We start from the raw sequence: 26,540 nt of genomic DNA, 5'->3' as shown, positions 1-26,540 counted from the left end.
AATCCCTCCACGCGACTTGTTGCTCAGGCCAATCTGGTTGTCCTGCAATACTCGAACTGCGAGAGGCACGTATCCAATCTGCTGCATGCCGAGGAAGCGCTGCAGTTCAAAGTGTCAGCTTAGCGGTCCGGTGGCGTGCTTGACTGCTGCTTGATCGATTAGCGATCCGATTTTCCTTCTCGCACCCACACCCGGTGCCGTCGGAGCAAGATGTTCGCAAAACACCAGCCAAGAGACGCAGCGGAATGGCCCTTCCTGGATTGCCGTCGGTCGAATCGGGCAGGTTGGGCCAAATGCGTCTTTTCAGTTGGAATGATGTTCATACACCAGTGAAATTGCTTGAATCGCACACCGCGTCAGGTTGTAGGGTTGCAACAACGGCGCGAAGCTACGCACGCGGGCGTCGATAACGCGTCTGCGGCGTTATTGGCTTAACGGGTGCGCGCTGGCCGCCCCACCTCAACGGTTCACAGTAGAGTGCGAGGCGCGACTTTCACGCCGCCGCATGCTCCACATGCTTGCAACCCAGTACGAAAGCGTTCCTCGCGGCCGCGCGGCAATCAAGGAGCCGAGTCAGGCTGCGGAGACTGAGGCTATCATCGAAGTAACCGTTGTTGCTCCATATGCACAACCAAAGGTTCTCAATAGATTAGAGACATGCGTTTCAAGGGCCTTGATCTAAATCTTCTTGTTGCGCTCGACGCCCTGATGAGCGAGCGCAACCTCACCGCAGCGGCACGCAGCATCAAGCTGAGCCAGCCGGCTATGAGTGCCGCCGTCGCTCGCTTACGCACCTATTTCCGCGACGAACTATTTACGATGAGAGGCCGAGAACTTGTTCCAACACCGCGTGCCGAAGCGCTGGCCGGCCCTATTCGTGAGGCTCTGCTGCACATCCAGCTTTCGATTATTAGCCAGGACGTGTTCAATCCTGGCAAATTAGATCGCCGCTTCCGGATCCTTCTTTCCGATTTCACGACCATTGTATTTTTTCGAAAGGTCGTGGACCGTGTCGCACGGCAAGCTCCCGCCGTCACTTTCGAACTGTTACCACTCGCCGATGAGACAGACGAGCTTCTCCGGCGTGGTGAAGTCGATTTTCTTATCTTACCGGAATTGTTCATGTCGAGCGCTCACCCCAAAGCGACGTTGTTCGAGGAGCGACTCGTGTGCGTGGGATGCCACACGAATAAACGGCTCCCACGGAGGCTCACATTCGACAGATACATGTCAATGGGACATGTCGCAGTCAAGTTCGGGCGTTTGCGAAGGCCCTCCATCGAGGAATGGTTTTTACTTGAGCACGGCCTTACGAGACGCATTGAGGTTGTCGTGCAGAGCTTTAGTATGATCCCGCCTGTACTTTTGGACACTGGCCGCATAGCTACGATGCCCTCAAGGCTAGTCGAGCATTTCGAACAGACGATGCCCCTGCAGATCGTCGAACTTCCGCGGTCACTTCCAGCATTTGCCGAGGCCGTTCAATGGCCTGCTCTTCACAACAATGATCCGGCAAGCATCTGGATGCGGGAGATATTATTGGAAGAGGCCTCCCGCATGGCTCCCTGCCTTAGACCAAACAAAGAGCTCCGCCCCGAAATCAGTTAAGCGTCCTATCATTCTCGCACTCGCTTCAATCCCATCATCCCTACCTCCTCCGTCAGGAGCCGGCGCTCGTTTATCGTAGGCGGCAGATTCGGAAAAGCATCGCTGGCGGTTCTGGCGTGAACTACCTCTGGCTCGAACTTCGTCTACGCAGCTCATGAGAGCGGCCTGAGCCTTGGTCGCTCGAACCGCTCTCTGCCCTCTCAGCGTCTTGACGAGCTCCTCTATAAGAGGCATGAACCCCACCCCTCGCCTAGAATGCCTCCTGTACTGTGCCCGCGCCAGCAGCGGTCCGCGGCGACCAAGGAGCAAACATGTGCGATGTGAACCACCGCGCTTGCTGCTCAACTTCGGAGAACATCGCCCGCTTAAGTATCTGTCATTTGGTATACCACGCGCGACAATGTCGAGCAGCACCGCCGCTGGCAAGAGTGAGCGCCCTTCGCCATTCCTCATAGAGTGCTGCGATCCGTTGTGAACGGAATCAACAGAGCAGCCGCCGCTCCGATAGACATTCATATGCGAGCCAAGCTGGGGAAAATGTTGAGAGTATCGTTTTCGGATTAGCGCCGGCTGCCGATCGATCTCGCATCGACTGCGTGCGTTCCTGCAGCCATGACTGAGACTATCGACGCTTCGAACGTGAGAACTCATCACCGGCGGCATACACGCCTGCGGTGCTCTCAAATTGTTCACAGAAGCTCGGCCGATGTCGCGTACCGGGCTTGAGACAGAGCAAAACGCGACTGTGTTGCGCAACGGCATCACTCCGAGGCATACCGCTCTTCGTCGCCGTGCGCGGTTGGTCTGTCTTCTTTTGGCCAAACGCCTTAGCGACGTGCGGCCGCTCTACCAATCAGAATACGGAGATGAATGTTGCAGCACTACTGTGGTGTCTACGATCCGGAAGACCTTACGGTCTTGGGACGGGTTTTTGATGAAGCGGTCGCGGCCCTACCGCCTTCTATGCAGACTCCTGAAAATCGCGCAGCGATCGCCAGGCTTGTTTTGGAACGTGCTGCCGCCGGTAGAGCCGAGTTGGCGTCCTTGATGAATGTGGTCGGTGCCATTTCTCCTGCCGCTTGATCAAGCGTCTCCTCCGAGGAGCGCAACGTTGCTGGCGGCAGAGGAGCCATCTAGGCTGTGCCAGTTGTTAGTAGTAGAAGCTAGGTCATTGAAATAGCTTGAATCTCACCCGACGTCAGGTTGTAGGCTTGAAAATAGAGAACCATGACAAAAGCTACACCACGAAGGCGTCGATGGCGCATTGGCGAACTTGCAGAGGCTACCGGGGTAACGGTACGCACATTGCATCACTATGAGCACACGGGCCTGTTAAGCGCCTCAGAGCGCACCGGCGGCGGTCACCGAATGTACGACCGCGAAAGCGTGAAACGAGTTTATCAAATTCGAGCGCTACGTGAGCTTGGCTTTTCACTTGAAGAGATTCGCAGAGCGATTGGGGGCAGCACCTCGCTTACTGACTTGCTGCGCATGCATTTGGAGAGAATTGAACTTCAGGTCGCGCGTACAACCCTGCTGCGGGATCGCTTGCGCAACATGACAACGGATGGTGAAATACACGTTAGTGTAGATGAGCTACCAGCCACTCTAGACGCCATGTCGCGGGTTGAGGAGCGCACTCCGGATCTCCGATGCACATGCGTCTTAGACGAAGATCGCGAGGAGCGCTGGCAGAAGATCCGCGATGACCTGCGTGATTGCGTGGAACGGGGCGAGCATCCCCGCAGCGAACGGGCGGCTGCTGTGGCGCTTCAAGCGCGTTCGCTGATCACTGAAATCGCTGGAATTGATTCAACCGTTTCAACGATACTGAAAGTTCTTGCGCGACTGAGTGCGCCGCGCAACATGGCCGGCTGGGATCCCCGCCTGATGCAGTATCTCGACCTCGCACTTGCCGCCTTGAAGGATGAACAGCACTGAGTTGCCGCGCGTAGTGCATGCATGATTGCTATGTTCTCCAGCTAGGTGCGAATGAGATGAGTGTTCGACACTAGGCACGCGGCTGGCGTTGGATGGTCGCGGACCCCAGTGCTCGTCGCCAAGTTTTGACTCATCTCCTCGTCTTCGAGCAACGGTTTTGGATACATTCATGAGACTGGCCTCTCGAAGAGGCTTGAATCGTACGTAGCGTCAAATTGTACGATCTAAACGCAGCTGGCCGCAGCCCTGAAATACTATCAAGGTACAACTCTGGCCAGCGGGAGGATCGTATGGACCTGCGACAGCATCAGCGTAAAACGATTGCCGTTCTTGAAGGCTGGAGCACCACCGCCCACGGCTTTACCGCTCTACGCCTATGCCACTGGCATGAGTGGACGCGCCCGAGCCGGCCGGCCCCTGCGAGCTGGACGAATACGCGCTGCGCCTCGTTCACAGCCACTCCGGACAGCAATCGAGACGGGTCTGCGCTTCGATCCTAAACGAGAAAAGCCGGCTCCTTAACTAGTCACCTGCCGCTGGTATGAGACTTGTCGAAGCAATCGGATAGAACTGATCGCCCGCGATCGCACACGCACCTAGATGTTTAGCCAGGTGATGGAAATGAGGAAACGTCCTGCCGACCGCGATGCGCTACTTGCGTGGTTGCTTACGCTCGCGATAGTCGCGTCATATCTCGCGCTCGCGACCCTGCTCGCGAACCTATCCGATGACGCCGATGGGCCTCAGGTAGACCTCGTGCCTAAGGATATAGCTGAGCATTCGTCGCTGCCTAACCTGTGCTTAGCCCTTTGCCGCACTTCTACCGCGCAGTTTGAGGACAGACCATTGAGCGTCAACTGCTCCGCGACGATCTGTCCGCCTGACGGACCGGCGCGCTGGTAACTGCGACTGCCAAGGGCGGTTCAAAGGAAGAACACGATGTTGGATGCAAAATTGCAAAATGTGCTGTCTTCTCTTTCGCAGACAGCGAGACAGTTGAATGCTCCGCCGTCCGGTCGGACTGCGCCGGATGCAACGTACGTGAAGCTAGACACGAATGAGAACCCTTTTCCGTTGCCAACAATCGTATGGCAAAGTGCAATTGCCGCACTGGAGCGGCAGTATCTTTATCCCGAAGATGATAACCTCAGCTTGCGGGAAGCAGCGGCCAACGCGTACGGGGTTGCGACGGATCACGTGATTGCCGGCAATGGATCATCTGAGCTTCTGGGACTCATCTACAGAGCCTTTCTTACCCCGGGGGACAGCGTGGCCATGCTATCTCCAGGTTTTTCCTTCAACCGCAAACTTGCTATGTTGCAAGGGGCGCAACTTCTCGAAATCAGATGCGACGAATCTCAGCCCTTGCCTATAGAGCAATTGCTGTTGGGGTGCACAAAAGCCGCCAAGTTCGTTCTCCTAGCTAATCCGAACAATCCGACCGGAACGTTCATTCCGGTCGCAGATATCGAACGCCTTGTGGCAGAATCGGACCGCCTCATCGTTTTGGACGAGGCCTATGTCGACTTTGCGCCTGATTGTGGCCTGCGCCTCCTTAGCCGCTACCCGAATCTTCTGATCTTAAGAACACTTTCGAAAAGCTATGCCGCCGCTGGCATTCGCGTCGGCTTCGGACTAGGCCACCCCGAGGTTATCGGGAGGCTTCGTAACATCCAGAACGTCTTCAACATGAATGTGATCGGTCACGCGGTCGGCATTAGCATTCTTGCGCATCGCGCCATCTACGAAGAGAACCACAGGCACATCAGGCAGGAAAGAGAACGCGTTGCGAGCGCACTGTCGCGACTTGGCTTCTCTGTAACGCCATCCCAGGCAAATTTCTTGCTAGTTCGCGTGCCCGCGGGACGCGACGGCAGGTGGTGGCAGCTCGCTCTGGAAAAGCAAAAGATGCTCGTGGCCTTTTTTCCTGATAAGGGTCTTGAAGACTGTATACGCGTTAGCCTCGGCACAACGACGCAAATGGACGCGTTTCTCGCAGCAGTCAGCGACATTTGTGGCTGTCCGAAATTGGAGATATCGCCTGCCGCGCAGCAGTAATGTCTGGTGCTACGTCACGCGTGCCGATAGCGCCGCCGATAGATGAGTGCTGTCGGCGCATCACCGATATCTCTTTTGACTGATGACGAAAACCGACAACGGATGAATCCCTTAACTGCCAAGGTCACCGAGGCTTCGAAGGACAACTGCCTCATGATCAGCGGCACCGCCGCACTACTGCGGCTAACAACACAGCACAACGAAATGCGCAGCCACAGTACGAGAGCTCTGGCTCTTTGACCGCTCCGTTGCGCCGGAAGCACCAACGTTCCTGCCTTCGCACCTACTACTGGAGATAATCGAGTGAAAGACGTCTTTCCTTCAAAGTTCGCCTTCGGCATCTTCGATCACCTCGACGAGGATGGCCGCGATACCGCCCGACAATACGCCGATCGCCTCGTGTTGGCAGAGGCGTACGATCGACTTGGTTTTTATGCCTACCATGTGGCAGAACACCACTGTACGCCGCATGGGAGGGGTCCATCGCCGAACCTGTTCTTGTCGAGCCTCGCACAACGCACACGGCACCTTCGTCTTGGGCCATTGGTGATGCTGCTTAACCTCTATCATCCGCTGCGCGCGTTTGAAGAGATCTGTATGCTCGATCACTTGAGCGGCGGCAGGCTCGAAGTGGGTATCGGACGCGGCTCACTTCCGCTTGAATTGGGCTACTTCGGGATCACCGCTGACGCAGCACCGAGCCGCTATCAAGAAGCCAGCGAAATCCTTATCAATGCTATGAAGGGCGGCACCCTATCCTATCATGGCCATCATTTTGAGCTAAACAGCGTTCCTTTGACGCTAAACACTCATCAGCGTCCAAAACCGCCGCTATGGATTGCCACCAATCGGCCCGAGTCCGCAGCCTGGGCCGCTGCAAATGGCGCAAATCTTGCGTGCGTGGGCCCCTCCTCTGCTATCCGCATAGTTACTGATGCGTTTCGCGCTCATCGCGGGACGAATGGCGATGCTGGCGATCAGACACCACTCGTCGGTTTACTCCGCATGATCGTGATTGCGCGTTCCAACAGCGATGCCTATACGCTGGCGGCATCTGCTTACACACAGTGGCTCAAGAGCTTCAAATTCCTTTACGAGCTCAATGCCATCCCGACACCACCAAACCTGCCGCTGACCTTCGATGCAGCAATCGAGAGTGAATTGTGTGTTGTTGGAACACCAGATGCCGTGAAACAAAGTCTGCTTAATCACCTTGAAGAGGCCGGCGCCAACTACCTTCTGTGTCAACTTGCGTTTGGAAATCTGCCGTTGGATGCTTCCCTATGCACGGCAACCGCGATCCAATCCGAGATCATGGGTGGACTTGGTCAAAGATGATCCGCCTGTCCAACTTCGGGCACCACAGTTTGTAGCAGCGCGCTAAGATGCTGGCCGCACAGTCAGCGGGCACTGACGCTGTTGCCGCGATCCGGCCACGCACGCTTTTCTCACCAGCACACCTCAAGGAAGACTGACTAATGACGAAACGCCGATTCGCCATGGATTTTGCCGTCGCATTTGTTCTGCTAGCGAGCTTTCCTGGGGCCGCTGTTCGCGCGGAGGAGCCCGCGGACGCGCGGCTGAAGACCGTCGCGCCAATCAATACTGGCGAAGTTCTGTCAGGCGAACTCTACGCGTTGCGTATACGGGATGCCAAGGATGGCAGGAAGGTCGCCTACCAAATCATCACCGCGCCGCGGAGGCTACCCGAGCCGAACGCCCTGTGCAATCTGGAGACCGGACCGGTGACGTTTCAGCTCCTCACAACCGGCGCGGAGCATGAAAATCAGCTCAAGGCACTGATCGGCAAGAAAATCTCGGTGAGGGTCGACGAAATCTCCTGCGCTGAGGATGCTCGGCAGATGAGCGAGGCAGTCATCAAGAAATGGAGTCTGGTGAGACAGCGTTAATCCGTTCGTGCGTCCGCTGACCGCAGCGCAGCCTACGGTGCGGCAAAAAGGCAATTGCGGAATTCGCCTCAGCATCGTGCCCGGGGCAGGTTCCGCAGTTTCGTTCGATATTGTTGGAAACAGCCGCCTTCGAATTTCTGAACGCGCCGAAAATGTTCAAGCTGGTAGTGAGCCTGGGCGGCACCGACTCACTTGCTGGCCCACCCGCAAGCACTCAGGTGCTCCGCCTGATACTCGCATAAAATAGCCGTCCTCGACTCCCCATCCGGCTATCGATCAGCATAGAACATCCGTCTGATCTGATTGCAGATATCGCGCAGGCGTTGAATGACGCATCGCCGCAGGTGTGCCCTTTCCAATAAAGCAGCCCCTCGGGCGAGGCATTCGTGGGCGCCAGGCGCCCATAAATCTGTCCGCGGGACCCGCTGCCCAACTCGACACAGCGCTGTCCTAATGGGCTTAACGGCCGGCCTGCAAGGACGCTGCGCTGCGCAAAGGCGCGAGCTAGCCTCGGCTGCGGATTGCCATAGCGATGCCATTAACCAGGCTATCAGGAGCATGGAATGCAGTTTCATCGTGGCTCGAGGAGAACCGTACGTGCGCGTCAGCCCATATTTCGAGGAGATCAAGGCGCGCGCGCTGCAACTGCTAACTAGCTTTCGGCCCACCGCAACCACAATTCCTCGAATCAAAGCGGAAATCCGACTTGCTGTGCGCGGCGCAGTTGGCCAAGCGCGCGACGAGATGTATGAGCGCGAGAGACCCGGACTCATGGCATCACGAGCGGAGCGGGCCGCTGCGTATCGGCGCACTCGCTTCAATGTCGGCAACTTCGCGCGAGCAGAGCGGGAACTCCGTAAGCTCATCTGGACGCGGCTGCAGCATTGACGACGATGGCCTATTTGCTCAGCGCTCATCACGGGCAACTCTTCCGGCATTGGGCATGGATCAAGTCGCGCGCGAGACTCGCGCGTACGCTGCTTATTGTTCTAGGCGCGGGTCTCTTCGGCTGCATTTGCATCTGAACGATGGACTCAAAAAGAGAATGGACGTAGATATGCTCGGGACATTCGTCGATGACCCTTGCAATTGTCGCGAGGCACCACAAATCAGTTCCAATCAAGCTCATCGCCGAGCGGCGCTAGCACGAGCGGAATTGACGCGACATGCTCGGCGGCTATGTCCGCGACCTGCTGAAGCGCGTGAAGGCGCCGAAGCGAGACGCCAACAAAAGCCCCGCCCATAGCGCCTGCTCAACGCTCGCGTAGAAAGAGCGCGCAGCGGCGCTGGCAACACATATAGGTCAAGCCACAGTTCGCAACTCCTCAAATGAGAACTGCGTCTATTCAAATGGACAACTCGCGATGTCATCCATCATTGCAACCGGACCCTGGCTTACTTCCAGGCGCACCGCGAGTGCTCGAGCTCTCAACAAGCGGTCACATGAAGCCGAAAAATGCAGGAATGCCACTCTCAACCATTGACGAGGAGGAGGACGATCAAGTGTCTGAGCAGCGAATGATCGCGGCAGGCAATTTGATCGCGAGAATCGATCGCGTATTCCAGAACTTTCGGCAAGTGATCGATACTGACAACTCGATTTCGCCCTGCGTCCGGGATACGCTGCACGCTTTGCTAGATAAGGATCTCGTTCTTTGGCGAGAGCGAGAATTCGCGGCCGCATTACGAACGAGGAGGCGCAACGGTGATGAGAATCTCTGAGGCCGTTTCAGGTGCTGAGGCTCTTGCCGTTGCCAGGAGCGCTTCGCGTCCGCTCGCGTGGTCACTTGCTGCTCAAGATTTGCGGCCTTCCGCTGGAGTTCAGGACGCGGGTCATCTCCGCAATCGGCGGCGTCACCACCCTTCCTCTGCGCACCGACACTCACCCAAGATCGAGTGGATCGACGGGAAGGCTCCATGCCCCCTCTCGGTGAGGACGATCGGTATTCAGCGGTTTGCGGAGACCAATCACATCAGCCTTGATGCTGTACCCTGCCGCGTTCGAGGAGCCAGGGAGAAGCGCATCCGTTGCTGGTGGATGAAAATGCCGCCCTTGCGCGGCATCGCTGCGCCTCAACGTCAGACGACATGGGAAAATCATGGAAAGAGTTTCACAGATCGAGGCGGAGCTTCGAGCGATGGCAGCAGTGTATGCCCGCAAAAGGAGTGCGCTTGCCAGGCTGCAGGAGGCGTACTGTAGCAAGCTAAAAGAGTTGATGGAAGCGAAGGCGGCGCGCGACAGACACGGCGCCGCTGAGGCGGCGAACGAGATGATCATTACCGACGCCGGTGCTGCGATCGAGACGACGCCTGATTTGGCAGCGGAGGTCCGCGATCCGGCGTACAGGCTGCTCGATTAGTAATGGACAAGTTCATGTCAAGTCGACCCCGGCGGCCGCGATCGTCATGGGCAAATCATTCTCTGCAGAACACACTATTAAGAACGAGCGCGTGCAGCCAAAACACACAGCGAGAAGATTTGACTATGCAAGGTATAGCGCGACAATCAGGGGTTCTTCCGCATATTTGATGCAGCTTGAGCGACTGGGGTTGGATAGGTTGCTCGGTCGTTCTCAGGCAGAAGGACGTGTCGACGCAATCGTGGGTAACTTGCCCGGCCATACATCGTTTGATGGCTTTGATCCCGCTGATCTGGCCTTCCACCGGACTGATTGTCCAGGAGGTCGTTATTGCGGCTCGGACCGCATCGATGTCGCGCGCGATGCCGTTGGCCAAGCTCTTGAGCTCGCTGCTGGCTGCTTGAGTGATCCATTCATCGAGCTCGGCGATGTCGCTACCACTGAGAAGGGACACAAACCGCCTCGCCAGCTCAGCCGCCGGGGCGAGTTCCGGAGCTTGCGCAAGCAAGTGGCCGAGGAACAGCCCTCGCTTCAGCGTCGATCTGATCCAGATTGTGGCTCAAATACCAAGCACAGCGACGACGCGTGGGAGCTTTCCAGGTCGCGTGCGGTTGTGCTGCGCCTCCCGCGCCTGCATGTGCACGCCTGTTCGTGGCCCATCGCGCGACGGTCACCCGATTTCCAGTATAGCCCTGTTGCTGAAGCTCCCGCCAAGCTGCTGGCCGATCTGGCAGCCGGAAACCCACCGCGCTTCGAGCCATGCCGCGAAGGGCGCGAGAAGATGTGAAGGCCTGTGAGGACGCGAATGCTCCGGTTCACCAGCGACCAGCCAGCGCTGAACAGTGCGCCGGTCGACGCCGAGCAGTTGGGCGATCCTGGATGTCGGCCAACCTTGCTCGCGTAGGCGACAGATTTCATCCTAGCGTTCGCGTCGCGCAGCCTTTCGATCCGCCCGCAACTGTGCAAGGCCGGGTGGCGGCGTGGAACTGGCGGTCGTCGCGCGTTGCGCGGACGCCATGATTTGCACGGCGGCAGCTACGTTGTGACGATAGCGGCCGACCGCGTGGCGCAGGGCCTCACCCAGACTGTTGAGGTGCCAGCGGTCCGCCACCTGCACCGCGTCGGGGGCGCCGCAGCGTGCGCCATCAGCATAAAGTCCGGCACGATCGCGGGCGACGACCTTGATCCCCGGCCAACGCTTCAGCCAGCGCGCAACACTGTCGGCCTTACGATCGGGAAGCAGATCAAGCCCACAATTGCGCTCTAAATCGCAGATGATCGTTCCATATCGCTGGCCACGACGCCAAGCCCAATCGTCGATGCCGACGGTCGGGGCAACGAAATCCGGCAAGGGAGCCGAGTGCATCATTTGGAGCAAGGTGTCGCCGCTGACTGGCATGGCCAGTTTGTGCGACAGACGCGCGCCGGGCTCTCCGCCGACCGCAAAACCGATCGCCAGTTGGCGCTCGCCGAGGCGGGTCGTGCGTCTTGCTTTCGGTCGCACCGTTGCCGGTAGCCGCTCGGTAAATATCCGACGCGGGCATTGCGGATTCGCGCATCGAAACCGTCGCGCGTGAAGCCGAATTTCGACCACCCGACCCTGCCATGGCAGATCGGCTAAGCGTCGCTCGTGAGTGGCTGGGGACCCGACCCGTCTGGCAGCCGCAACAGGGACAGAGCGAGACCGCTGACTTCGGTCAAGCCACGAGCACCATCCTGTCGGTCGGGGGGAGGATCTGGAGAATCGAAAGCTCGGGGGAAATCAGCGAGCGGAAGGCGTGGAGCAAGGCGAATCACGGGCGTCGACTGCGATTCAGACCTTATGCCCTCATTCGCACTGTCCGTGAATCCCACGCCCTGCACCAAATATGCGGAGGAACCCCAGATTGTCGCGCTACACACCCTGTTCGCGGCGCGGCACGTGGGTACCGCGAACGCCATGTGCGCTATCGCGCGAGCGACCCAATTGGCGCGATTGCGATAGTTTGACCTTTGCGCAAAAACGCGCCGCAGACGCTCGACGCCCAGGGCGGCGTCAGCTTCTCGTCAGCGACCTCGCGCATCATGCTATGTCAGCTAACCAACCCGAAAATCGTGCGAAGCTACTGAGCCGATAGGAGCGCGATCACGACTTCAAAGCAGCCCTTGCGGATGAACTCGTGGCGAACCTGGTCGGGTGATCCCTTTGACAGGAGATAGATATGGGCGGCTGCATTTCACGACTGAGCGGACGGCATGAGAACTCTCAGGATGATGGAAGCGCCCAGGAAGCGGAGTTTGCTGCTCACCTGGATTCCGTACAATCGAGTCCGCCTCGATCCAGCATTGAATGGCAGCACTCGCCCGGACCATCCCGCGAGGCCGGTGGCGGAACCGCATCTCACCGTGTTCATCCAGCCCGCGTTAACGAGAAGCTCCGGTTGCTTACGCAAACACTTGAGCGTGCCAGCCAGGCTGGAACTTCGTCCGGTCTAATGGAATACGGTCAGCAGGTAGCTCGCTATCTGTCTGCCAGCATGCAGCCCGACGAGGAATTGTTGTCCCTCGATCTCGCCAATCTCCATCGCTTAGCGGACAGCTATAACAGCCGCTACCGGGACCTTAATCTTAAGCACATGGACTCGTCCGCCAAGTTTCTCGAGGCGTTGGCGGACCGATCATCGGATCGTGCTTGGCGCGCGGTCGTGCGGTTGGCGGACGACGAGATGCACCACTTTGCTGCTGATGTTCGAACCCGCGCTGCAGCACCGCCGACGGTCATCGTGATGGAGCCGACCGATCTTTACACCTTCATAACCCCATACTCCAGATTGCGACGGACGACGCTACAGCAGCTGGGAACGAAGCCGAAGTGGGCCTTTATCGGAATTGGCGTGCAGAAATCTCCTGCCGATTGCCTGATGTTTGGCATGCAATTTGCGCTGGCGGCACACCAAGAGGTGTCAACTTTCGATGACTGGCATGACAATCTTCATCGGCATGGAACGATTGCCGACGAGGGGGAAGATTCCAGCGACTACATTCCTTCACCCGACGCCATGCTGGAACACGCCGAAATTAATCTGTTTCACGGGGAAAAGTTACTTCCAGCGCTCTTTTACAAGCACTCCCACTCGCGCGGTGTAATCGATGGTGTCGCCAGCTACCAACCTGGTATCAGAGACGAAGATGTGAGCACCAGCAGGCGCGATCCGAAAACGGAGTCGTTGGCCCGGCGGCTCGAAGCCTTTGCTGTCCAGCGAGGCTCCCGCCAATACAGCGCATCTATCGAGACGTCGAGGGCAACCAAGATCCGCACGGCTTTGGACAGAACGTTATTCGATTAGTTATGAAATTTCGACCTCAGCGAGCTATCCCGTGCGATCGCGCGATCACGGTGTTCGCAAAATCCGAGGCACAATCCACCTCGTGTCACGTTGCGATCAAGCCGCTGAGGTCTGCACTCGCTTCAAAGCCTGCGCGAGGGAAGCAAAGGTTGCAAAGTCGGGCGAAACATCGCTTAGCTGACTGACATACATCGCATAATCAGTGGAGTCTTGGTGCACAAATCCCAGTTGCGGGACTGTCTCGTTCAGCCGTCGTAACACGACCGGAGCAGTAGCCGGAATGAAGTGGGTACCACCCGGATTCGAAAGCGCGAGAATTAATCCACGTGCGACGCCGGCTTGGTCGGGCCGGGCAAGCATAATGACACGGACGGCCCCTTATCCGCCGTCACCGAGATCATGAAAGGTTTACCGTCAGGTATGTAAACCTGCCCGACCTGAGAGTGGCTGCTGTCGGGCCGGTTGCGTTCCTCGAACACAAGGCTCGCGCGTTTGTCGTCCCATCCGAATCGTCACCTCGTAGGCGTTGACGACAGCAGGACTGGCGGATGTCGGGCGGAAACAGATGTAGCGTCCCTCCAACTCTCCGACATTGTTTCGACTATAGGCCCCGAGCTCTGTCGAAGCGGCGCGAGGGCCTACTCGATCAGACGATCAGACGCATCGCTGGTCATATCGATCGATTGGCTCGCGGCAACAGCTGAACCTGCTCCTACCCTCAGCAAAAACGGCCGTGAAGGGTCAAAGATGGTAGGCATTTTGTTCGAACGGATGGGTCTGGGGAGGATTGCAAGCACGATGGCGCCCAAAACGGACCCCGACGATGCTTATTGGTATAATCAGCTTGATGATGTTTGCATTCTCCTAACAGAAGGACATGCAACATGTGGGTGGCGCTCCGTATCATCCCCAGATCCAGGGAAAGATCGAACGTTGGCACCAGCCCCTGAAGAACCGCATTCTGCTCGACAACTACTACCTGCCAGACGACCTCGAACGCCAGTTACGGGCCCTCGTCGAACACTACAATCACGTCCACGATGATGAGAGCATCGGCAACCTCACTCCTGCCGATGTCTCTTCGCAGGGCTGAGGCGATCCTCGCCGAACAAAAACGCATTAAGCGCAACACCGTCGCAAACCGCCGCTTGCAGCATCAATTGCAAGCAGCTTAAATTCTAACCCCCGCTGAGCCAGAGCCTCCCTTCTCGAAACGCCTGATCAGTCTCAAATTATCTGACGACGGACAAGTCCCCATTAAACTCAGAGCATCGCAGCCTAAGCTACAATCTGCACTGGGATTACGGAATAACCGCGCACAAAGTTAGATGCGACCCGCACGGGCTCGCCGACGATCTTGACCTTCAAGCGTCCATTCAGCATCCCCTCCCAAAGGATCTTCAGCTGCAGTTCCGCAAGATGTCTACCAACGCAGCGATGGATGCCGAATCCGAACGAGAGATGTTGCCGCACGTTCTTGCGATCGATGACGAAGCTATTGGCGTTCTCGATGATCTCATCGTCCCGGTTACCAGAGATGTACCACATGACGACCTTATCGCCTTTTCTAATTTGTTTGTCACCTATGATGATATCGGCCGAGGCGTCGCGGCGCATGTGTGCGATGGGCGTCTGGTAACGAATAATCTCGGACACAGCGCTCGACACGAGCATAGGATTGTCTCGTAGCTTTCGTAGCTCGGACGGGTTCTGGTTCATGAACAAGAGGCCACCGCTAATCGAATTGCGCGTGGTGTCGTTTCCGCCCACGATCAGGAGGATGAGATTTCCAAGGAACTCACGTGAATCCATATTCCGGGTCGCGGGTGAATGCGCCATCATCGAAATCAAGTCGAGCCGAGGCTCGGCATTGATCCGGTCGCTCCAAAGCCGTGCGAAATAATCCAAGCACTCGGACAGGACTGCGCTTCGCTTGTCCCAGCTGTCAATCGTGTGGCCCTCTTTCGGAGTTGAAATGGCTACATCCGACCAATACGACAGCAGCCGTCGATCCTCAAAAGGAAAGTCGAATAGCGTGGCCAACATCTGCGTCGTCAGTTCAATCGAGACCTTGTCGACCCAGTTGAAGGTCTCATTGCGCGGCAAGCCGTGAAGAATCGCTCTAACGCGACATCGGATTAAGCTTTCGAGCTTGGCCAGATTTTCCGGTGCCACGATTGGACTTACGGTGCCACGCTGCTCGCCATGTTTAGGGGGGGCCATCTTAATAAAACTCGGAGGAAGATGTTCCGCCGGCACATCGACAATGGTGACGCCTTGCTCTGACGAGAACACTTTATGATTTGTATCAACGGCTATGATGTCGCGGTATTTTGTTATCGACCAATATGGGCCGTACGGACTGTCTTGACAGTAGTGAACGGGATCTTCCCTTCGCAGCCGCTCGAAGTAAGGCCATATGCTATCGTCTTGAAAGCGCGTGGGCTCGCTTACGTCCAAACCACTCAGCTGGATGTTACACAGATCCTCACGTCCGTGATCTGCGTGTAACGTATCCATGATTTTCTCCCGGCGCTGCTCGCCCGACTTTTGGTTCGCCCCGCTCTTGCTCCTGAGTGTGGGCGGCGGACGATATCCGAAAGTGGAGCGAACGCTCCCTACCATTTCCCGTAGGAGCGCAAGGTTGCTTTCACTTGTATATTTAGTGACACGGCCTAGCCTAATCGCAGCTGCATTGCTGACCAACTGGCGCGGCGAAGAGGACATGGACGGCCATAAGTGGCCACGGCGTTAAGATCGCTGAATGCGACGCCTTGGGCACATCACGCTTGCGTTTTGTTGGTCGGCAGCACGACCTTCGGGAGTGAAATGTGGAAGAGTTGATTGTGATCCCCAAGGGAGATGAGTTCTCACGAACTATGCAGCGGCAGGCCGGCCTGTACGGAGGATGTTAAATGGTCTCGGAGGAAGAAGCTCTCGCGGGCCAGAGAGGAAGGACCTCTCGCAGGCCAGAAATGCGGGACGTTCTGTGGAGTTGCCGAATCGACGCAGAAGCAGGCCTATCGAGGTCCGCTCTGGCAGGACGTCAAACGTTGACGCAACGATCCGCGTTAGGGATTCGATTGACCGCATTGTATGCCGCAGCTTACGTTTGAGACGCTCAAGCTTACGGTCGGGGCTGGAAACGTCGCAGAGATTGACGTCGTCTTCGCCGACGCACACCCAACCGGAGGCGGAACTGGTCCACAGCCGAATACTTGCAGCGCAGAATTTGTTCGTTCTTGTAAGATCCCGGTCTGCCCAGGCGCGATGCTAGTTGACACCCTAAACTTGCCGAACGACCTGCTTCGGAAGGGCCTGGAGTAGCTGGAGAGGACACGTCGGGTGCGACTGGAGGAAAATCGTGACGTCTCACTGGGAATACCAGCTTAGATGTAAGCGATTCGGCTGCGGCGGAAGCGATACGACTAAGACCCAAGAGCCGAAGTTGGGGCCCATTGTTCGATACTCTCGTATCCCATCGCGCCGCGCCAAAATGTCTTTTCGATGCCTTTGCCGAATATGTGGCCACCGGCAAAAAATACGGCATCGAGCGGTATCCGCTCTACGAATGGACAAAGGCGATGATCGAGAATCCGGCGAAGCGAGAGAAGTATTTGAAGAGCTTCGCAGTGTACGTGGACGACCGCGAAGTCTATGCCAAGGCAGCCGCCGATGCATTGGAGACAGCCCTGCAGCGGCTGGTCGGCTGCGGACTGATTGCGCGGATAATCAAGCCCGACACCAATCCCGCCAACAATCCGCAGCCGCCAGAGTGATGAAAACGGCCTGTCCGGAATGCAGTGCCCTCTTTCGCCCAAAGTGGATGGTGAGCCGTCGTTCGCGCGTTCACACCGAAGCCGTTTGCGCAATGCGTGGGCTGGTCAACCCGATAACGTCAGCAATACGGCTCTCGCCCAATCGGCCTCCCCGTTACCGCGCGAAACTGTAAGAGTCCGCAAAGCCGTCTGCTGCTCTTCACTCGCTACGACTGGAGATTTACCTGCCATGCCCCGCCTCCACGAATCAGTGTGAAGACGGAATCACGCCCGGCATCAGTTGGCCAGTAAGATGAAACCTGCTTGGTTCAACACTGATCGGGACATCCCGCTGCTTCAGCTTCGCACCTTATGGCTACGATGAACCAGAAATCCTCCATTCGGAAAGTCTCTCAATTTGTCTCAAGGGCACTGACGGCGAACAGACTGAGGGCAATAGTCTGTGCGGTTTCGCAGTTTGGCACGTGTTTTGAACAAGAGGCCTTACGCAGAACAGCTCAATGGGAGACGAGGTGATGCCTCATAAGAATTGTTGCCTAATCTCGATCTCGACGCGCGACGCTTGCTAACCTGCTCGGTCGTGTCGGGAGCCCGGTTCAAGCGCAGCCATCGCACGATGTTCGTATCGAGCGCGTGCCGTGACTTCTTCGCACGTGCAATCTCAAAACGTCCTTGTCATTTCTTTCGAGCGGGCTGCCGAACGTTGTCGACGCCGAGAAAGTCGAGCTTCCTTTAGGAAGGGCAGGATCCAGATGACGCTCCCAGGCGCGGAAGCACGGGTGCTCGCCACCACGAAGACCCAGATCCAAGGGTCACCCAACGAGGAGCCTTCGTCCGAAGCGGCCGTCGAAGGCAGCCTTCTGAGGCAGGAGGAGAGCCCGGAACGGAGACCAAGTGCATCCGACGAAACCTCCGTGGTGCATCCATTTTGCTCTCGTTCAGAGGTATCGGTTCTGTGCTCTACCCTTGCAACTCTGACGCCCGAAAACGACATCATGACAGCGGGTTCGGACGTTACCTCTGCGAACGCAAGCATTCGGGCAAGCATCGTCTGGACAATTGTGCTCGGCTTTGCCGCCGATCCGTTGATGCGTTGGAGTTGGCCTGATCCAAGGCAATATCTTAGGAGCATGCCTCAGTTCGTTAACGCGTGTGGCGGACGAGCATTCGAGCATGGCACAGCATACGTCACGGGGAAGAGTCGCGCCGCGGCCCTGTGGCTGCCTCCCGACGTGCAGCAAGATGAGGATGCGCTGGACGCAATCATGGCGCTGTCCCTGCGCCCGGAGATCACCGAAGATATGGCACACCTACGGCAGGGAATGGCCGAACATCACCCCCCCGACCACATTGGCATCTGCCTCTCATTGCCGTCGATCCGAACTGGGTCGGACAAGGGCTTGGCACATTGCTGATGAAATACGCTCTTCAACGATGTGATGAGCAGGGCATCGCTGCCTACCTCGAAAGTTCGAATCCGGAAAACATTCCCTTTTACCAACGTCACGGCTTCAAGGCTATTGGAGAGATACAGCACGGTTCTTCGCCGCCACTCACGCCAATGTTGCGAACGGCTTGTTGAGCGGAATTCGGAGACGCTTCGCATGCTCCAGATGCCCGAGCTTCCCTGCGGAGACGGCGAACTCGTCTAGCCAGAGTTGCGCCACCAATAAAGGCCGATGCCAGAGGCACTTCCCAACGACGTGACGCTCCGTGCGGTTGCGGCCGAGCTATGCGGGATGTGATGAGGCGATCAGGCGGCGTGGTTTGTCGGCACGTGGATGACCCCCGATGCCGTCGTCGAATCTGGCACCTGCGATGACCGTGGGCGACTGATTTGTGCCTTTGAGCCGCCGCCAGGTTTTTGAAGCGGCGATCACCAGCTTGAACACCATGAGCTTGGCGGGGGTCGGCGACAACGAGCCCTTCGTCCGCACGGTTCTGTGCCGCACGGTCGAGAACACGCTTTCGACGGAGTTGGTCGTGCGCAGATGATCGCAATGCTCGGCAGGGAAGTCGCAGAAGGCCAGCAGCGCGTCGCAGTCCTTGGCGAGGCATTCGACCGCCCGGCCGTATTTGGCGCAGTATTTCTCGGCAAAGACGTCGATCGCCGCTTCGGCGGACGCCCGGCTCGACGCCCAATAGATTTCGCGCAGATCCTTCTTCATGGTGGCCTGCACCGAGAGCGGGACCTTGTCCAGGACATTGACGGTCTTGTGTACCCACCATCGCTGGTGCCGTGTGCCGGGAAAGACTTCGTCGAGCGCCTTGCAGAGGCCGAGCGCGCCGTCGCTGACGGCAATTTCCGGCGCGATCTGCAATCCGCGCTGTTTGACGTCGATCAGGAGCTCGCGCCAGCTCTGCTTGCTCTCCCGGACGCCGACCTGGAAGCGGATCAGTTCCTTCTTGCCTTCCGGCGTCGCGCCGATCAGCACCAGCATACATTCGCCGTGGTCTTGCATGCGGGCCTGCAGCAAGACGCCATCGGCCCACACGTACACGTGTCGCCGCGCCGACAGATCGCGTCTCTGCCAGCGCTCGTACTCGCCCTGCCACTCGGCCGTCAGCCGGGACACCACCGCCGGCGACAGGTTCGGAGCATCTTTGCCCAACAAGGCCGTCAGCGCCTCCTGGAAGTCGCCGGTCGAGATGCCCCCCAGATCGAGCACTGGCAAACAGCGCATCCAGACTTCTGGTTCGCCGCGCCCACAGCGGCAGGATTGCCGAGCTGAACCGGATGCGTTCGCCTTCGCTGGACGCTCCACGGTCGCGAATCTTCGCCCGCGCGACCTCGACCGGGCAGACGCCGGTCTGGATCGTTCGCGTCGGGCCGTAACCATGCCGCACGACACGGGCGCGTCCGTCGGCAAGCTTCAAATCATTCACCGCGGCAAGAAATGTCTCGACTTCGACCTCGACGGCCTGCGCAAGAAGCTGCCGCGCACCGGCGCGCAGGATATTGGTCAGTGGATCATCGATCTCGTCGGGCTGACGAAGCGGGACAATGTTGCTAGTCTCGTTCATGGCGTATCGCTCTCCTCGAGAGGTTCTGGCAGGCTCGACACCCGCCTCGATACGCCGCCTATCTCATTCCGTCATCACCCACTTTCCCGCATAGCTCGTTGCGGCCTCTAAGGCGCCACGGCGCGAGTGAGCTGCAGTCCTCAATCGGCACGCTGCTTGCTCTATTCAACTCACTATCACCACGACCCGTCCGGTGATCTGGAAGGACTCGGCGCTTTGTTGGCTCATGGCAGCCGGTCCGCACCGTCCTGCTCTCCGCGCGCAATCGGGAGTAGGAGTGCTATGAAACCGTACGTTCGTCTGGCTGCGGCGGCGCGAGCTGATAGCATCTGGCCTTTGCAAGGACGCAGTCGAGGGCGAGGCCGTTCACAAGCTGCCGATGTCAGCGCGCGGCGAGATCGGCATGAGTGAACGTGGCCTCCATCCAGATGCCACCAGTGCGCATCGTCTCCGGGCAGATCGGCACGTCCGATAGGTCGGGGGTCAGCCGTTCTCGAGCTCGAAGCGAGCGTGGAACCAGTGACAGCTCAAAATGTATCCTCGGCGCTACCGCGCTGTGTCCACACCGATAAAGTCGTCGCCCACCCTTGCCGCCATGAAGCGGCGAGATCGAAGCGGTGTGGTCGAGTGGTCATAGCGCGGAGGGTGACTCGCGCGCCATCCGGCTCGGCCATATTCGCTTTTGGGCGCAAACGACGAAGTGTTCATACCGTCGCCCTATCCAGTCAGGATTGATTGGCAATGACCTAACATGACCGCGTTCGGTTGAAGACGGTTATGTTCAGGGCCAGACAATGAACACGCGAGGCGCCCCGCCCGGCCGGCGCAAAGCATACGAATCCGTCCTTTGGCAAAGTTGGCACGTCTGATGCTGAGAGCTGGTGAGGATTCAGTTCACCGAGCGTCGGTCACTGCCGGCGGGCAGTTGCATCGGATGCGATGGACTCCCAACAAATTTCTGATCTAAGGGCCGCACAAAGCGATGAATGGCGGCACTCGTATGGCTACGGAAAATCGATCCGGCAAGAATCGGTTTGTGGAATGTCAGCCGATCGACGCGATCATGGCGATCGATCGCCTTGCAAGATCGGATCCAGAGAGGGTTGCGCTGAGGGTCGGCCCAGACGAACTCACCTACAAAGCGCTGCAATCAAGATCGGATGCCCTCGCAAGGGCGTTACGAGAGCATGGCGCTCAGGGCGCGGTCGTCGGCTATTGGGGTGAGCGGGACCTCGACTGGGCGACGGCGGTCGTCGCAATTTGAAGGCGGCATCAACGTACCTGCCGCTCGATCCATCGTTACCGGCTTCGCGTGCATCATTCATGATCGAGCAGAGCCGCTGCGCGCTGATTATTGGCCCACACCAGCCGGATTCGCTCAGCCTGTTCCAGGCGAATAGCAAAGTCGCCACGCAATTCATGCCGATAGAGGCAGCGTTACGACAGGGCCAGACTTCGTCTGCCGTGCCATCATCGAACGAGGATGGACTAGCCTACATTCTGTTTACGTCTGGTTCGATGGGCCAGCCTAAGGGCGCAATGATCGAGCGCGCAGCCCTAAACAATCATTTGGTGGCAAAGATTGATGCGCTAGCCCTCACTCGGACGGATTGCATCGCGCAGACGGCATCGCACTGTTTTGACATCTCGTTGTGGCAGCTTCTGGCAGGGCTTTGCGTCGGAGGCTGTATCGCGATCCTTGATGATGCGAGATTGAAATCGCCAGCATCCCTTCTCAAAGCAATTCAAGGGTGCGGCGTGACGGTTGTCCAATTCGTTCCGTCGATGCTTGCAATATTTGTTGAATATCTGCAGTCGCTTGCGGCGGCTGAGCGAGCTCTGGACAGTTTGCGGATTATCTCTACGGTCGGAGAGCCTCTAACACCCGGACTGGCGCGCGCGTGGCTTGCCTTATATCCCCGGGTCCCCATTCTCAACCACTACGGGCCGACCGAGTGCGCGGACGGCGTTACGCATCATCTGGTTTCCGTACCGCCTGCGCTGGCCGACCTTTATGTGCCGATCGGCAAGCCGATTTCTAACCTTGAGGTTTATGTCGCCGACGGATCGCGGCGGTGCAACACGGGAGAGGTCGGCGAAATCTGTGTTAGCGGCGTTGGTGTCGCTGCTGGTTACGTCAATGACGATGTCCGCACCAATGATGCCTTTGTGCCAAACCCGTTCTCAAACGACCCGCCGTTCCGGCGCCTATACAGGACAGGTGATCTCGGGCGCGTTCGTTCCGATGGACTTTTGGAATGTCTCGGTCGACGGGACCGTCAGGTCAAAATCCGCGGGCACAGAATTGAGCTGGGAGAAATCGAGGCCCGCCTCTCCGCTCATCATTCGGTACGTGCCGCCGTCGCGGTCGCCTCTGTCTGCGCAGGCGTAAAGCTTATGGCGAGAGACATAACCGGGGTCGAGGGGGAAACTGGATCGAGACGACTCATCGCGTATGTATCAGCTCCGGCTGAACTGGCGGAAGGCGAGCTTCGGAACTTTCTTGCCGAAGCGCTTCCCACCTACATGCTGCCAGAGAGGATCATCCACGTCGGCCATATTCCACTGACCAGAAACGGAAAGGTCGATCTTGGAGCATTGCCGGACCCGACCAGTGTTCGCCCTCCATTGCCGACGCCATTCGAGCAGCCGCAAACAGGACTCGAAGCCCAGCTGTGTCAAATTTGGTCCGGCGTTCTGCGTATTGAGAACATTGGCGTGAATGACCAATTCATAAGCCTCTGCGGAGGCTCGCTCCGGGCAATGCTCATATTGGGCCAGTTGCAGACCCAGCTCGGTGTGAGAACGGATTTCAGGCTGGTGCTGAATGGATCGATTCGATCTCTCGCGGCTTCGATCTCGGCCCGAGTCGAATCCAAACCGTGCGCAGCCCCGACGTACGGAAAGCTTACGCGATCGCCTCTGACGCGAGTTCAGGAGCACCTATGGTTTCTCTCGCACCGTCGGCCAGGAACTACGTCATTCAGGGCGGCCTGCGAATAAGGGGAATCATCGATCTGGCCGCGGTCAATCGCGCCTGGACCGATGTCGTTCATTCCCATCAGGCACTTTCAGCACGCTTCATCGACGAGGACGGTCCGGTTCAGCTCTTTGATGCTCCGCAATGCGCAAGTCCTGAATTGACTGATGCATCTCATCTCACGGCACAGGAAGCTGAGGAGCTGATTGCAGAGTTACGGCGAACGGAGCTGAACGGCAGCTTTGATCTCAGCCGGGTCCAGCTGTTTCGCGCGCGCATGATCCGTTTTGGTTCTGACAACCATCTCATCCTGATCACTGCTCACGAAATTATCATCGATGCCTGGTCGATCTCCCTTCTGCTCAGGAACCTTCGACAAAGGTACGTAGATGTCGCGGCGTTTTTGCCAGAGAACCGCGCATCACTGTCGAGCTACGCCGTCTGGGAAGCACAACACATGACGCCAGAGGCGCTGGCCAGCCAGCGCTGCTATTGGCGTCGTCAGATTGGCGATGATCCGCCGGTACTTTCGCTTGGAACGGGACGAGTGCGGCCGCAGACAAATTCCTACCGCGGCGCCTCGCATGCGGTGCTGCTTGGTAGCGAGCTGTCCAAGCAGGTAGGGCAGTTCGCGCGCCGACATAGGTGCACCACGTCGACAACTCTCCTCGCATGCTTCAAGCTGCTGCTGCGGATGTATAGCGGTCAGGACGATATTATCGTTGGCATGCCACACGTCGTACGGGATCAACCTGGCAGCGCCGAAATTGTCGGCTTCTTCCTGAATATGCTGCCAATCCGCACCGCGGTCGATGTCGACCAGTCCTTTGCAGTTCATGCCCTGCGCATCCAGGGCCTGGTCAGTGATGCGATCGCAAATTCGGCATATCCATTCGGCTGGATGGTAAGGGATACCCGCCTATATCGCGAAGCGGGACGATCGCCGATCTTCCAAGTCATGTTCAACATGTACTCCGAGGCTGCGGAGCCACTTGGCCAACATGACTTGGATCTGACATTCCGCGAATATGAGACCGGCTATGTAAAATTCGGTCTGACCTTGTACGCACAAGATCAGAACGATGAAATTGCCCTCCAGCTGGCGTATGCCGAGGACATATTTTCCAGCGATCTGATTTTCCGCATGGCCGACAATCTGCGCTGTCTGATTGCAGCCTGCGTCGAGGAGCCGCTTGCGCCTATTAAAGACCTGAGCTGCCTCAGCGCGTCAGACGTCACTATGCTGGACTCGCTGGATGGCTCGGCGCAGCCATATGAGGCTGAATGTCCGCTTGTCGAAGCGTTCGATAAGATCATTTGCGGCACGAGCCTTGCAGTCCATTGTTGTCCCTGTATCACCGGATTATCCGCGTGATCGGATCGAACATATCCTGCGAGATAGTCAGGCAAAGCTCTTGGTCCACGCAAATGCCGCTGACCTTGGTTTTGACATGCCGTCGATATGTCTGTTGACCCTAGAAGGGTGCGGCGCGCCCGCGCACGATTTTGAGTGCAGCGACAAACCATCAGATCAGGGAATTGCGAGCCTTATATACACGTCGTCCTCAACCGGGAAGGCGAAAGGGGTTCTTATACCGGAATCGGCAATTCTCAATCGACTGAACTGGATGTGGCGAAGCTTTCGCTTCAACAGTACCGACGTCATGGTTGTCCAGAAGTCCGCATCACTTGTTGCGTCCGCTTGGGAGTACTTTGGGGGGCTTCTGAGAGGTGTGCCCGCGCTGATCCTGACCCAAGAGCAGTTGCTGGATCCAGATCTATTGTTGTGCACGTTGGCGAGACATCGCGTGACACACTTATTTGCCTCGCCCCCACTCCTGTCCGGCCTCATTGCGTCCCAGGAACGACACCCGCGACCGACCGCCTTGCGGCTGGTCACAAGCAGCGCCGAACCGATGCCTGCCTCGCTCCCCGTTCGCTGGCGTACGCATTTCCCGGACGTGCCGTTGTGGAACTTCTATGGTGCTACAGAATGTGCGTCCAATGCCGCAATCTACGAAACATCGGATGCCGACGACGGCTCGTCACTCGTCCCCGTGGGGCGCCCAATCGATAACGTCAAACTCTACGTGCTCGATGCCCAGTTGAAGAGAGCCCCTGTCGGAGCCGCCGGCGAACTCTGCGTCGCGGGACGCTGCGTGAGTGCTGGGTACTGGCGGGATCAAGATCGAACCGACCGCTGTTTTGTGCCGAATCCGTATGATGACGGACAATACAGCGTTCTTTATCGAAGTGGCGATATCGCACGCATCTCAACCAGCGGCCTTCTCGAGATTTGCGGCCGATCGGATAACCAGATCAAAGTACGGGGCTTTCGCATCGAGCTAGAGGAGGTCGAAACGGCCCTTGAGTCTCATCCGGCAATCGCAAAGGCCGCGGTCGTCGCGGACGGCATGGAGGATCATCGTCGCTTGATCGCTAGCGTAGTTCCGGCTCGCGACAGTCTGAGCTCTGGAGATATTGTCACCCACCTGCGCCAAACATTGCCGTCCTACATGATTCCCGCCGCCTTCCGTTTGGTTGACAGTATCCCCGTTACAGCGAGCGGAAAGATAGATCGTGCTCGCCTGTCGTCCGTTCCTTACCGCGAGGTCGGGCCTGGCCCATCTGCTGAGCCCCGCACGAGGGAGGAGCATATTCTTGCTGCAATCTGGCAGGATCTATTAGGCGCCAAGTGGGTCGGAATCGATCAACACTTCTTTGATATCGGCGGAGACTCTCTTCTGAGCGTGCGCTGCGTCACGCTGGCGCGCAAAGTCGGGCTGACTCTCACTGTCGACCAACTTTATCGAACACCGACCATCAGGGAATTGGCGGCAGACGGCGTGGCGGTTACACTCGACACCTTCCCTTCCGGGGGCAGCTCATTGCCAGTCACCCCCGCCATCTCATCTTGGAACCGTCTCGCCGGCTTCGATGAGCATTTCAACATCGGCGATCTGTTCTTCTTGCCCCGCGGACTCCTGAATATCCGAACGCTCGAGCATGCCCTTGCCCACGTCACGGATAGGCACGAAGGCCTCAGACTCCGCATTGCCCGAACCGACGATGGTCTTAAGTCTGACAATCGGACCTTCCGTGGCCGAACGCATCGTGGAGGAGATCGATCTTGTCGGAATGACCGGCCTAGAGCAGCGTAAGGCAATCGAGAGCATCTCAGCCAGACGTCAACATATGTTTCGGTTTGACGGCCAGACGCCTCTTGTTAACGTCACGGCGTTCCGCACCTCGGAAAGCGGCGATTACCATCTTCTCTTCCTTTTGCATCATTTTGTAGCGGACGGGATAGGCTATCGACTGTTCCTGGAAGCATTGGATGCGGCGTACAACGCCCTCGCCTCGGGCCACGCCGTGAGTGGTCCCGAGAACATACAAATGCTTTCTCCATGGTTGAAGCGCCTTGAGCACTACGCGAACAGCGAAGCGCCAGCTGAACTCACATACTGGGAGGGATTGACTACCATCAGTTCGATTTACATGTCAGCGACACTTCATCGGTGGCTGCGAGCTTTTCGGAAGTGACCGCGAGAGAG

The 26,540-nt window shown here is 57.7% G+C and carries 20 protein-coding genes and 4 pseudogenes; 20 read left to right on the top strand and 4 right to left on the bottom strand.

From position 1 onward, the window contains the following. Nucleotides 1-657 precede the first annotated feature (657 nt). From I6F35_RS29945 to I6F35_RS29900, 10 genes and pseudogenes are all read left to right on the top strand, one after another. Nucleotides 658-1,608 carry a LysR family transcriptional regulator gene (locus tag I6F35_RS29945; RefSeq protein WP_225121233.1) on the top strand — a complete coding sequence of 317 codons (951 nt, stop codon included), beginning with the start codon at nucleotides 658-660 and terminating at the stop codon, nucleotides 1,606-1,608. An 870-nt stretch (nucleotides 1,609-2,478) separates the two neighbouring features. Then, nucleotides 2,479-2,691, top strand: coding sequence for a hypothetical protein (locus I6F35_RS29940; protein ID WP_225121232.1), 213 nt, complete (start codon nucleotides 2,479-2,481; stop codon nucleotides 2,689-2,691). A gap of 144 nt (nucleotides 2,692-2,835) precedes the next feature. Further along, the gene (locus I6F35_RS29935; protein WP_208829705.1) at nucleotides 2,836-3,549 is read left to right on the top strand and encodes a MerR family transcriptional regulator; all 714 of its coding nucleotides are present in this window, start codon (nucleotides 2,836-2,838) and stop codon (nucleotides 3,547-3,549) included. Nucleotides 3,550-4,488: 939 nt separating this feature from the next. Further along, nucleotides 4,489-5,607, top strand: coding sequence for a histidinol-phosphate transaminase (gene hisC / locus I6F35_RS29930; RefSeq protein WP_225121231.1), 1,119 nt, complete (start codon nucleotides 4,489-4,491; stop codon nucleotides 5,605-5,607). A 303-nt stretch (nucleotides 5,608-5,910) separates the two neighbouring features. Further along, nucleotides 5,911-6,945, top strand: a complete 1,035-nt coding sequence (locus I6F35_RS29925) for an LLM class flavin-dependent oxidoreductase (protein ID WP_225121230.1) — start codon at nucleotides 5,911-5,913, stop codon at nucleotides 6,943-6,945. 140 nt (nucleotides 6,946-7,085) lie between these two features. Next, a complete protein-coding gene (locus I6F35_RS29920; protein WP_225121229.1) occupies nucleotides 7,086-7,517 on the top strand; it encodes a hypothetical protein in 432 nt (143 codons plus the stop codon). An 82-nt stretch (nucleotides 7,518-7,599) separates the two neighbouring features. Continuing rightward, nucleotides 7,600-7,879 (top strand): annotated as a pseudogene (locus tag I6F35_RS29915) (PLP-dependent transferase); the annotation flags it as partial. 1,081 nt (nucleotides 7,880-8,960) lie between these two features. Next, complete coding sequence (locus I6F35_RS29910) at nucleotides 8,961-9,239, top strand: hypothetical protein (RefSeq protein ID WP_225121228.1); 279 nt, start codon at nucleotides 8,961-8,963, stop codon at nucleotides 9,237-9,239. A 416-nt stretch (nucleotides 9,240-9,655) separates the two neighbouring features. After that, nucleotides 9,656-9,877, top strand: a complete 222-nt coding sequence (locus I6F35_RS29905) for a hypothetical protein (RefSeq protein ID WP_225121227.1) — start codon at nucleotides 9,656-9,658, stop codon at nucleotides 9,875-9,877. A gap of 46 nt (nucleotides 9,878-9,923) precedes the next feature. Further along, nucleotides 9,924-10,664: a hypothetical protein gene (locus tag I6F35_RS29900; protein ID WP_225121226.1), complete on the top strand. Its 741-nt coding sequence runs from the start codon at nucleotides 9,924-9,926 to the stop codon at nucleotides 10,662-10,664. Here I6F35_RS29900 and I6F35_RS40615 read toward each other — a convergent pair. Both I6F35_RS40615 and I6F35_RS29890 read right to left on the bottom strand, forming a co-directional pair. Further along, nucleotides 10,548-10,790, bottom strand: a complete 243-nt coding sequence (locus I6F35_RS40615; protein WP_225121258.1) for a helix-turn-helix domain-containing protein — start codon at nucleotides 10,788-10,790, stop codon at nucleotides 10,548-10,550. The two genes, I6F35_RS29900 and I6F35_RS40615, sit on opposite strands and share 117 nt — an antisense overlap. 6 nt (nucleotides 10,791-10,796) lie before the next feature. Next, nucleotides 10,797-11,471 carry an ISL3 family transposase gene (locus I6F35_RS29890; protein ID WP_346283215.1) on the bottom strand — a complete coding sequence of 225 codons (675 nt, stop codon included), beginning with the start codon at nucleotides 11,469-11,471 and terminating at the stop codon, nucleotides 10,797-10,799. Between the two features lie 607 nt (nucleotides 11,472-12,078). On the opposite strand from I6F35_RS29890, the gene I6F35_RS40295 reads away from it, so the two are divergent. Continuing rightward, complete coding sequence (locus I6F35_RS40295; RefSeq protein WP_275945512.1) at nucleotides 12,079-13,203, top strand: YopJ family acetyltransferase; 1,125 nt, start codon at nucleotides 12,079-12,081, stop codon at nucleotides 13,201-13,203. 871 nt (nucleotides 13,204-14,074) lie between these two features. Further along, a pseudogene (locus tag I6F35_RS29880) lies at nucleotides 14,075-14,378 on the top strand (integrase core domain-containing protein); the annotation flags it as partial. Between the two features lie 103 nt (nucleotides 14,379-14,481). Here I6F35_RS29880 and I6F35_RS29875 read toward each other — a convergent pair. Then, nucleotides 14,482-15,723 (bottom strand): cytochrome P450, encoded by a 1,242-nt coding sequence (locus I6F35_RS29875; protein ID WP_225121225.1) that lies wholly within the window; start codon nucleotides 15,721-15,723, stop codon nucleotides 14,482-14,484. Nucleotides 15,724-16,661: 938 nt separating this feature from the next. On the opposite strand from I6F35_RS29875, the gene I6F35_RS29870 reads away from it, so the two are divergent. The 3 genes from I6F35_RS29870 to I6F35_RS29860 all read left to right on the top strand — a co-directional run bounded on the left by I6F35_RS29870 (nucleotide 16,662) and on the right by I6F35_RS29860 (nucleotide 18,564). Next, a complete protein-coding gene (locus I6F35_RS29870; RefSeq protein WP_346283214.1) occupies nucleotides 16,662-16,982 on the top strand; it encodes a hypothetical protein in 321 nt (106 codons plus the stop codon). Between the two features lie 752 nt (nucleotides 16,983-17,734). Then, on the top strand, nucleotides 17,735-18,397 hold the full coding sequence (locus tag I6F35_RS29865) for a hypothetical protein (protein WP_225121224.1): 663 nt from the start codon (nucleotides 17,735-17,737) through the stop codon (nucleotides 18,395-18,397). Next, nucleotides 18,340-18,564, top strand: a complete 225-nt coding sequence (locus I6F35_RS29860; protein WP_225121256.1) for a GNAT family N-acetyltransferase — start codon at nucleotides 18,340-18,342, stop codon at nucleotides 18,562-18,564. The genes I6F35_RS29865 and I6F35_RS29860 overlap by 58 nt, the downstream gene beginning before the upstream one ends. A gap of 148 nt (nucleotides 18,565-18,712) precedes the next feature. On the opposite strand, the pseudogene I6F35_RS29855 reads toward I6F35_RS29860, so the two are convergent. Beyond that, nucleotides 18,713-20,006: pseudogene (locus I6F35_RS29855) on the bottom strand (IS256 family transposase). A 982-nt stretch (nucleotides 20,007-20,988) separates the two neighbouring features. Here I6F35_RS29855 and I6F35_RS40610 point away from each other — a divergent pair. The 5 genes and pseudogenes from I6F35_RS40610 to I6F35_RS29835 form a co-directional block, all read left to right on the top strand. Beyond that, nucleotides 20,989-22,310, top strand: a pseudogene (locus tag I6F35_RS40610) (amino acid adenylation domain-containing protein); the annotation flags it as partial. Between the two features lie 93 nt (nucleotides 22,311-22,403). Next, complete coding sequence (locus I6F35_RS40605) at nucleotides 22,404-23,009, top strand: phosphopantetheine-binding protein (protein ID WP_346283218.1); 606 nt, start codon at nucleotides 22,404-22,406, stop codon at nucleotides 23,007-23,009. Beyond that, nucleotides 22,952-24,361, top strand: coding sequence for a condensation domain-containing protein (locus I6F35_RS29845; RefSeq protein WP_225121222.1), 1,410 nt, complete (start codon nucleotides 22,952-22,954; stop codon nucleotides 24,359-24,361). The genes I6F35_RS40605 and I6F35_RS29845 overlap by 58 nt, the downstream gene beginning before the upstream one ends. Beyond that, entirely contained in the window at nucleotides 24,318-26,147 is a 1,830-nt protein-coding gene (locus I6F35_RS29840) for a non-ribosomal peptide synthetase (RefSeq protein ID WP_249792773.1), read from the top strand. The genes I6F35_RS29845 and I6F35_RS29840 overlap by 44 nt, the downstream gene beginning before the upstream one ends. Continuing rightward, complete coding sequence (locus I6F35_RS29835; RefSeq protein WP_225121220.1) at nucleotides 26,086-26,529, top strand: condensation domain-containing protein; 444 nt, start codon at nucleotides 26,086-26,088, stop codon at nucleotides 26,527-26,529. Before I6F35_RS29840 ends, I6F35_RS29835 begins: the two co-directional genes overlap by 62 nt. The last annotated feature ends 11 nt before the right edge of the window (nucleotides 26,530-26,540 follow it).

The sequence above is a fragment of the Bradyrhizobium sp. BRP22 genome (assembly GCF_020194175.1).
Taxonomy (GTDB): domain Bacteria; phylum Pseudomonadota; class Alphaproteobacteria; order Rhizobiales; family Xanthobacteraceae; genus Bradyrhizobium.
This window is presented reverse-complemented; position numbering and strand designations above follow the sequence as displayed.

Excerpts from the sequence above, each read along its gene's own strand:
- hisC (WP_225121231.1), top strand. The coding sequence starts at position 4,489 with ATGTTGGATGCAAAATTGCAAAATGTGCTGTCTTCTCTTTCGCAGACA.
- I6F35_RS29845 (WP_225121222.1), top strand. The coding sequence starts at position 22,952 with ATGGTTTCTCTCGCACCGTCGGCCAGGAACTACGTCATTCAGGGCGGC.
- I6F35_RS29875 (WP_225121225.1), bottom strand. The coding sequence starts at position 15,723 with ATGGATACGTTACACGCAGATCACGGACGTGAGGATCTGTGTAACATC.
- I6F35_RS29945 (WP_225121233.1), top strand. The coding sequence starts at position 658 with ATGCGTTTCAAGGGCCTTGATCTAAATCTTCTTGTTGCGCTCGACGCC.
- I6F35_RS29940 (WP_225121232.1), top strand. The coding sequence starts at position 2,479 with ATGTTGCAGCACTACTGTGGTGTCTACGATCCGGAAGACCTTACGGTC.
- I6F35_RS29865 (WP_225121224.1), top strand. The coding sequence starts at position 17,735 with ATGACGCTCCCAGGCGCGGAAGCACGGGTGCTCGCCACCACGAAGACC.
- I6F35_RS29910 (WP_225121228.1), top strand. The coding sequence starts at position 8,961 with ATGAAGCCGAAAAATGCAGGAATGCCACTCTCAACCATTGACGAGGAG.
- I6F35_RS29900 (WP_225121226.1), top strand. The coding sequence starts at position 9,924 with ATGGGCAAATCATTCTCTGCAGAACACACTATTAAGAACGAGCGCGTG.
- I6F35_RS40605 (WP_346283218.1), top strand. The coding sequence starts at position 22,404 with ATGGCGAGAGACATAACCGGGGTCGAGGGGGAAACTGGATCGAGACGA.
- I6F35_RS29935 (WP_208829705.1), top strand. The coding sequence starts at position 2,836 with ATGACAAAAGCTACACCACGAAGGCGTCGATGGCGCATTGGCGAACTT.
- I6F35_RS29920 (WP_225121229.1), top strand. The coding sequence starts at position 7,086 with ATGACGAAACGCCGATTCGCCATGGATTTTGCCGTCGCATTTGTTCTG.
- I6F35_RS40295 (WP_275945512.1), top strand. The coding sequence starts at position 12,079 with ATGGGCGGCTGCATTTCACGACTGAGCGGACGGCATGAGAACTCTCAG.
- I6F35_RS29905 (WP_225121227.1), top strand. The coding sequence starts at position 9,656 with ATGGCAGCAGTGTATGCCCGCAAAAGGAGTGCGCTTGCCAGGCTGCAG.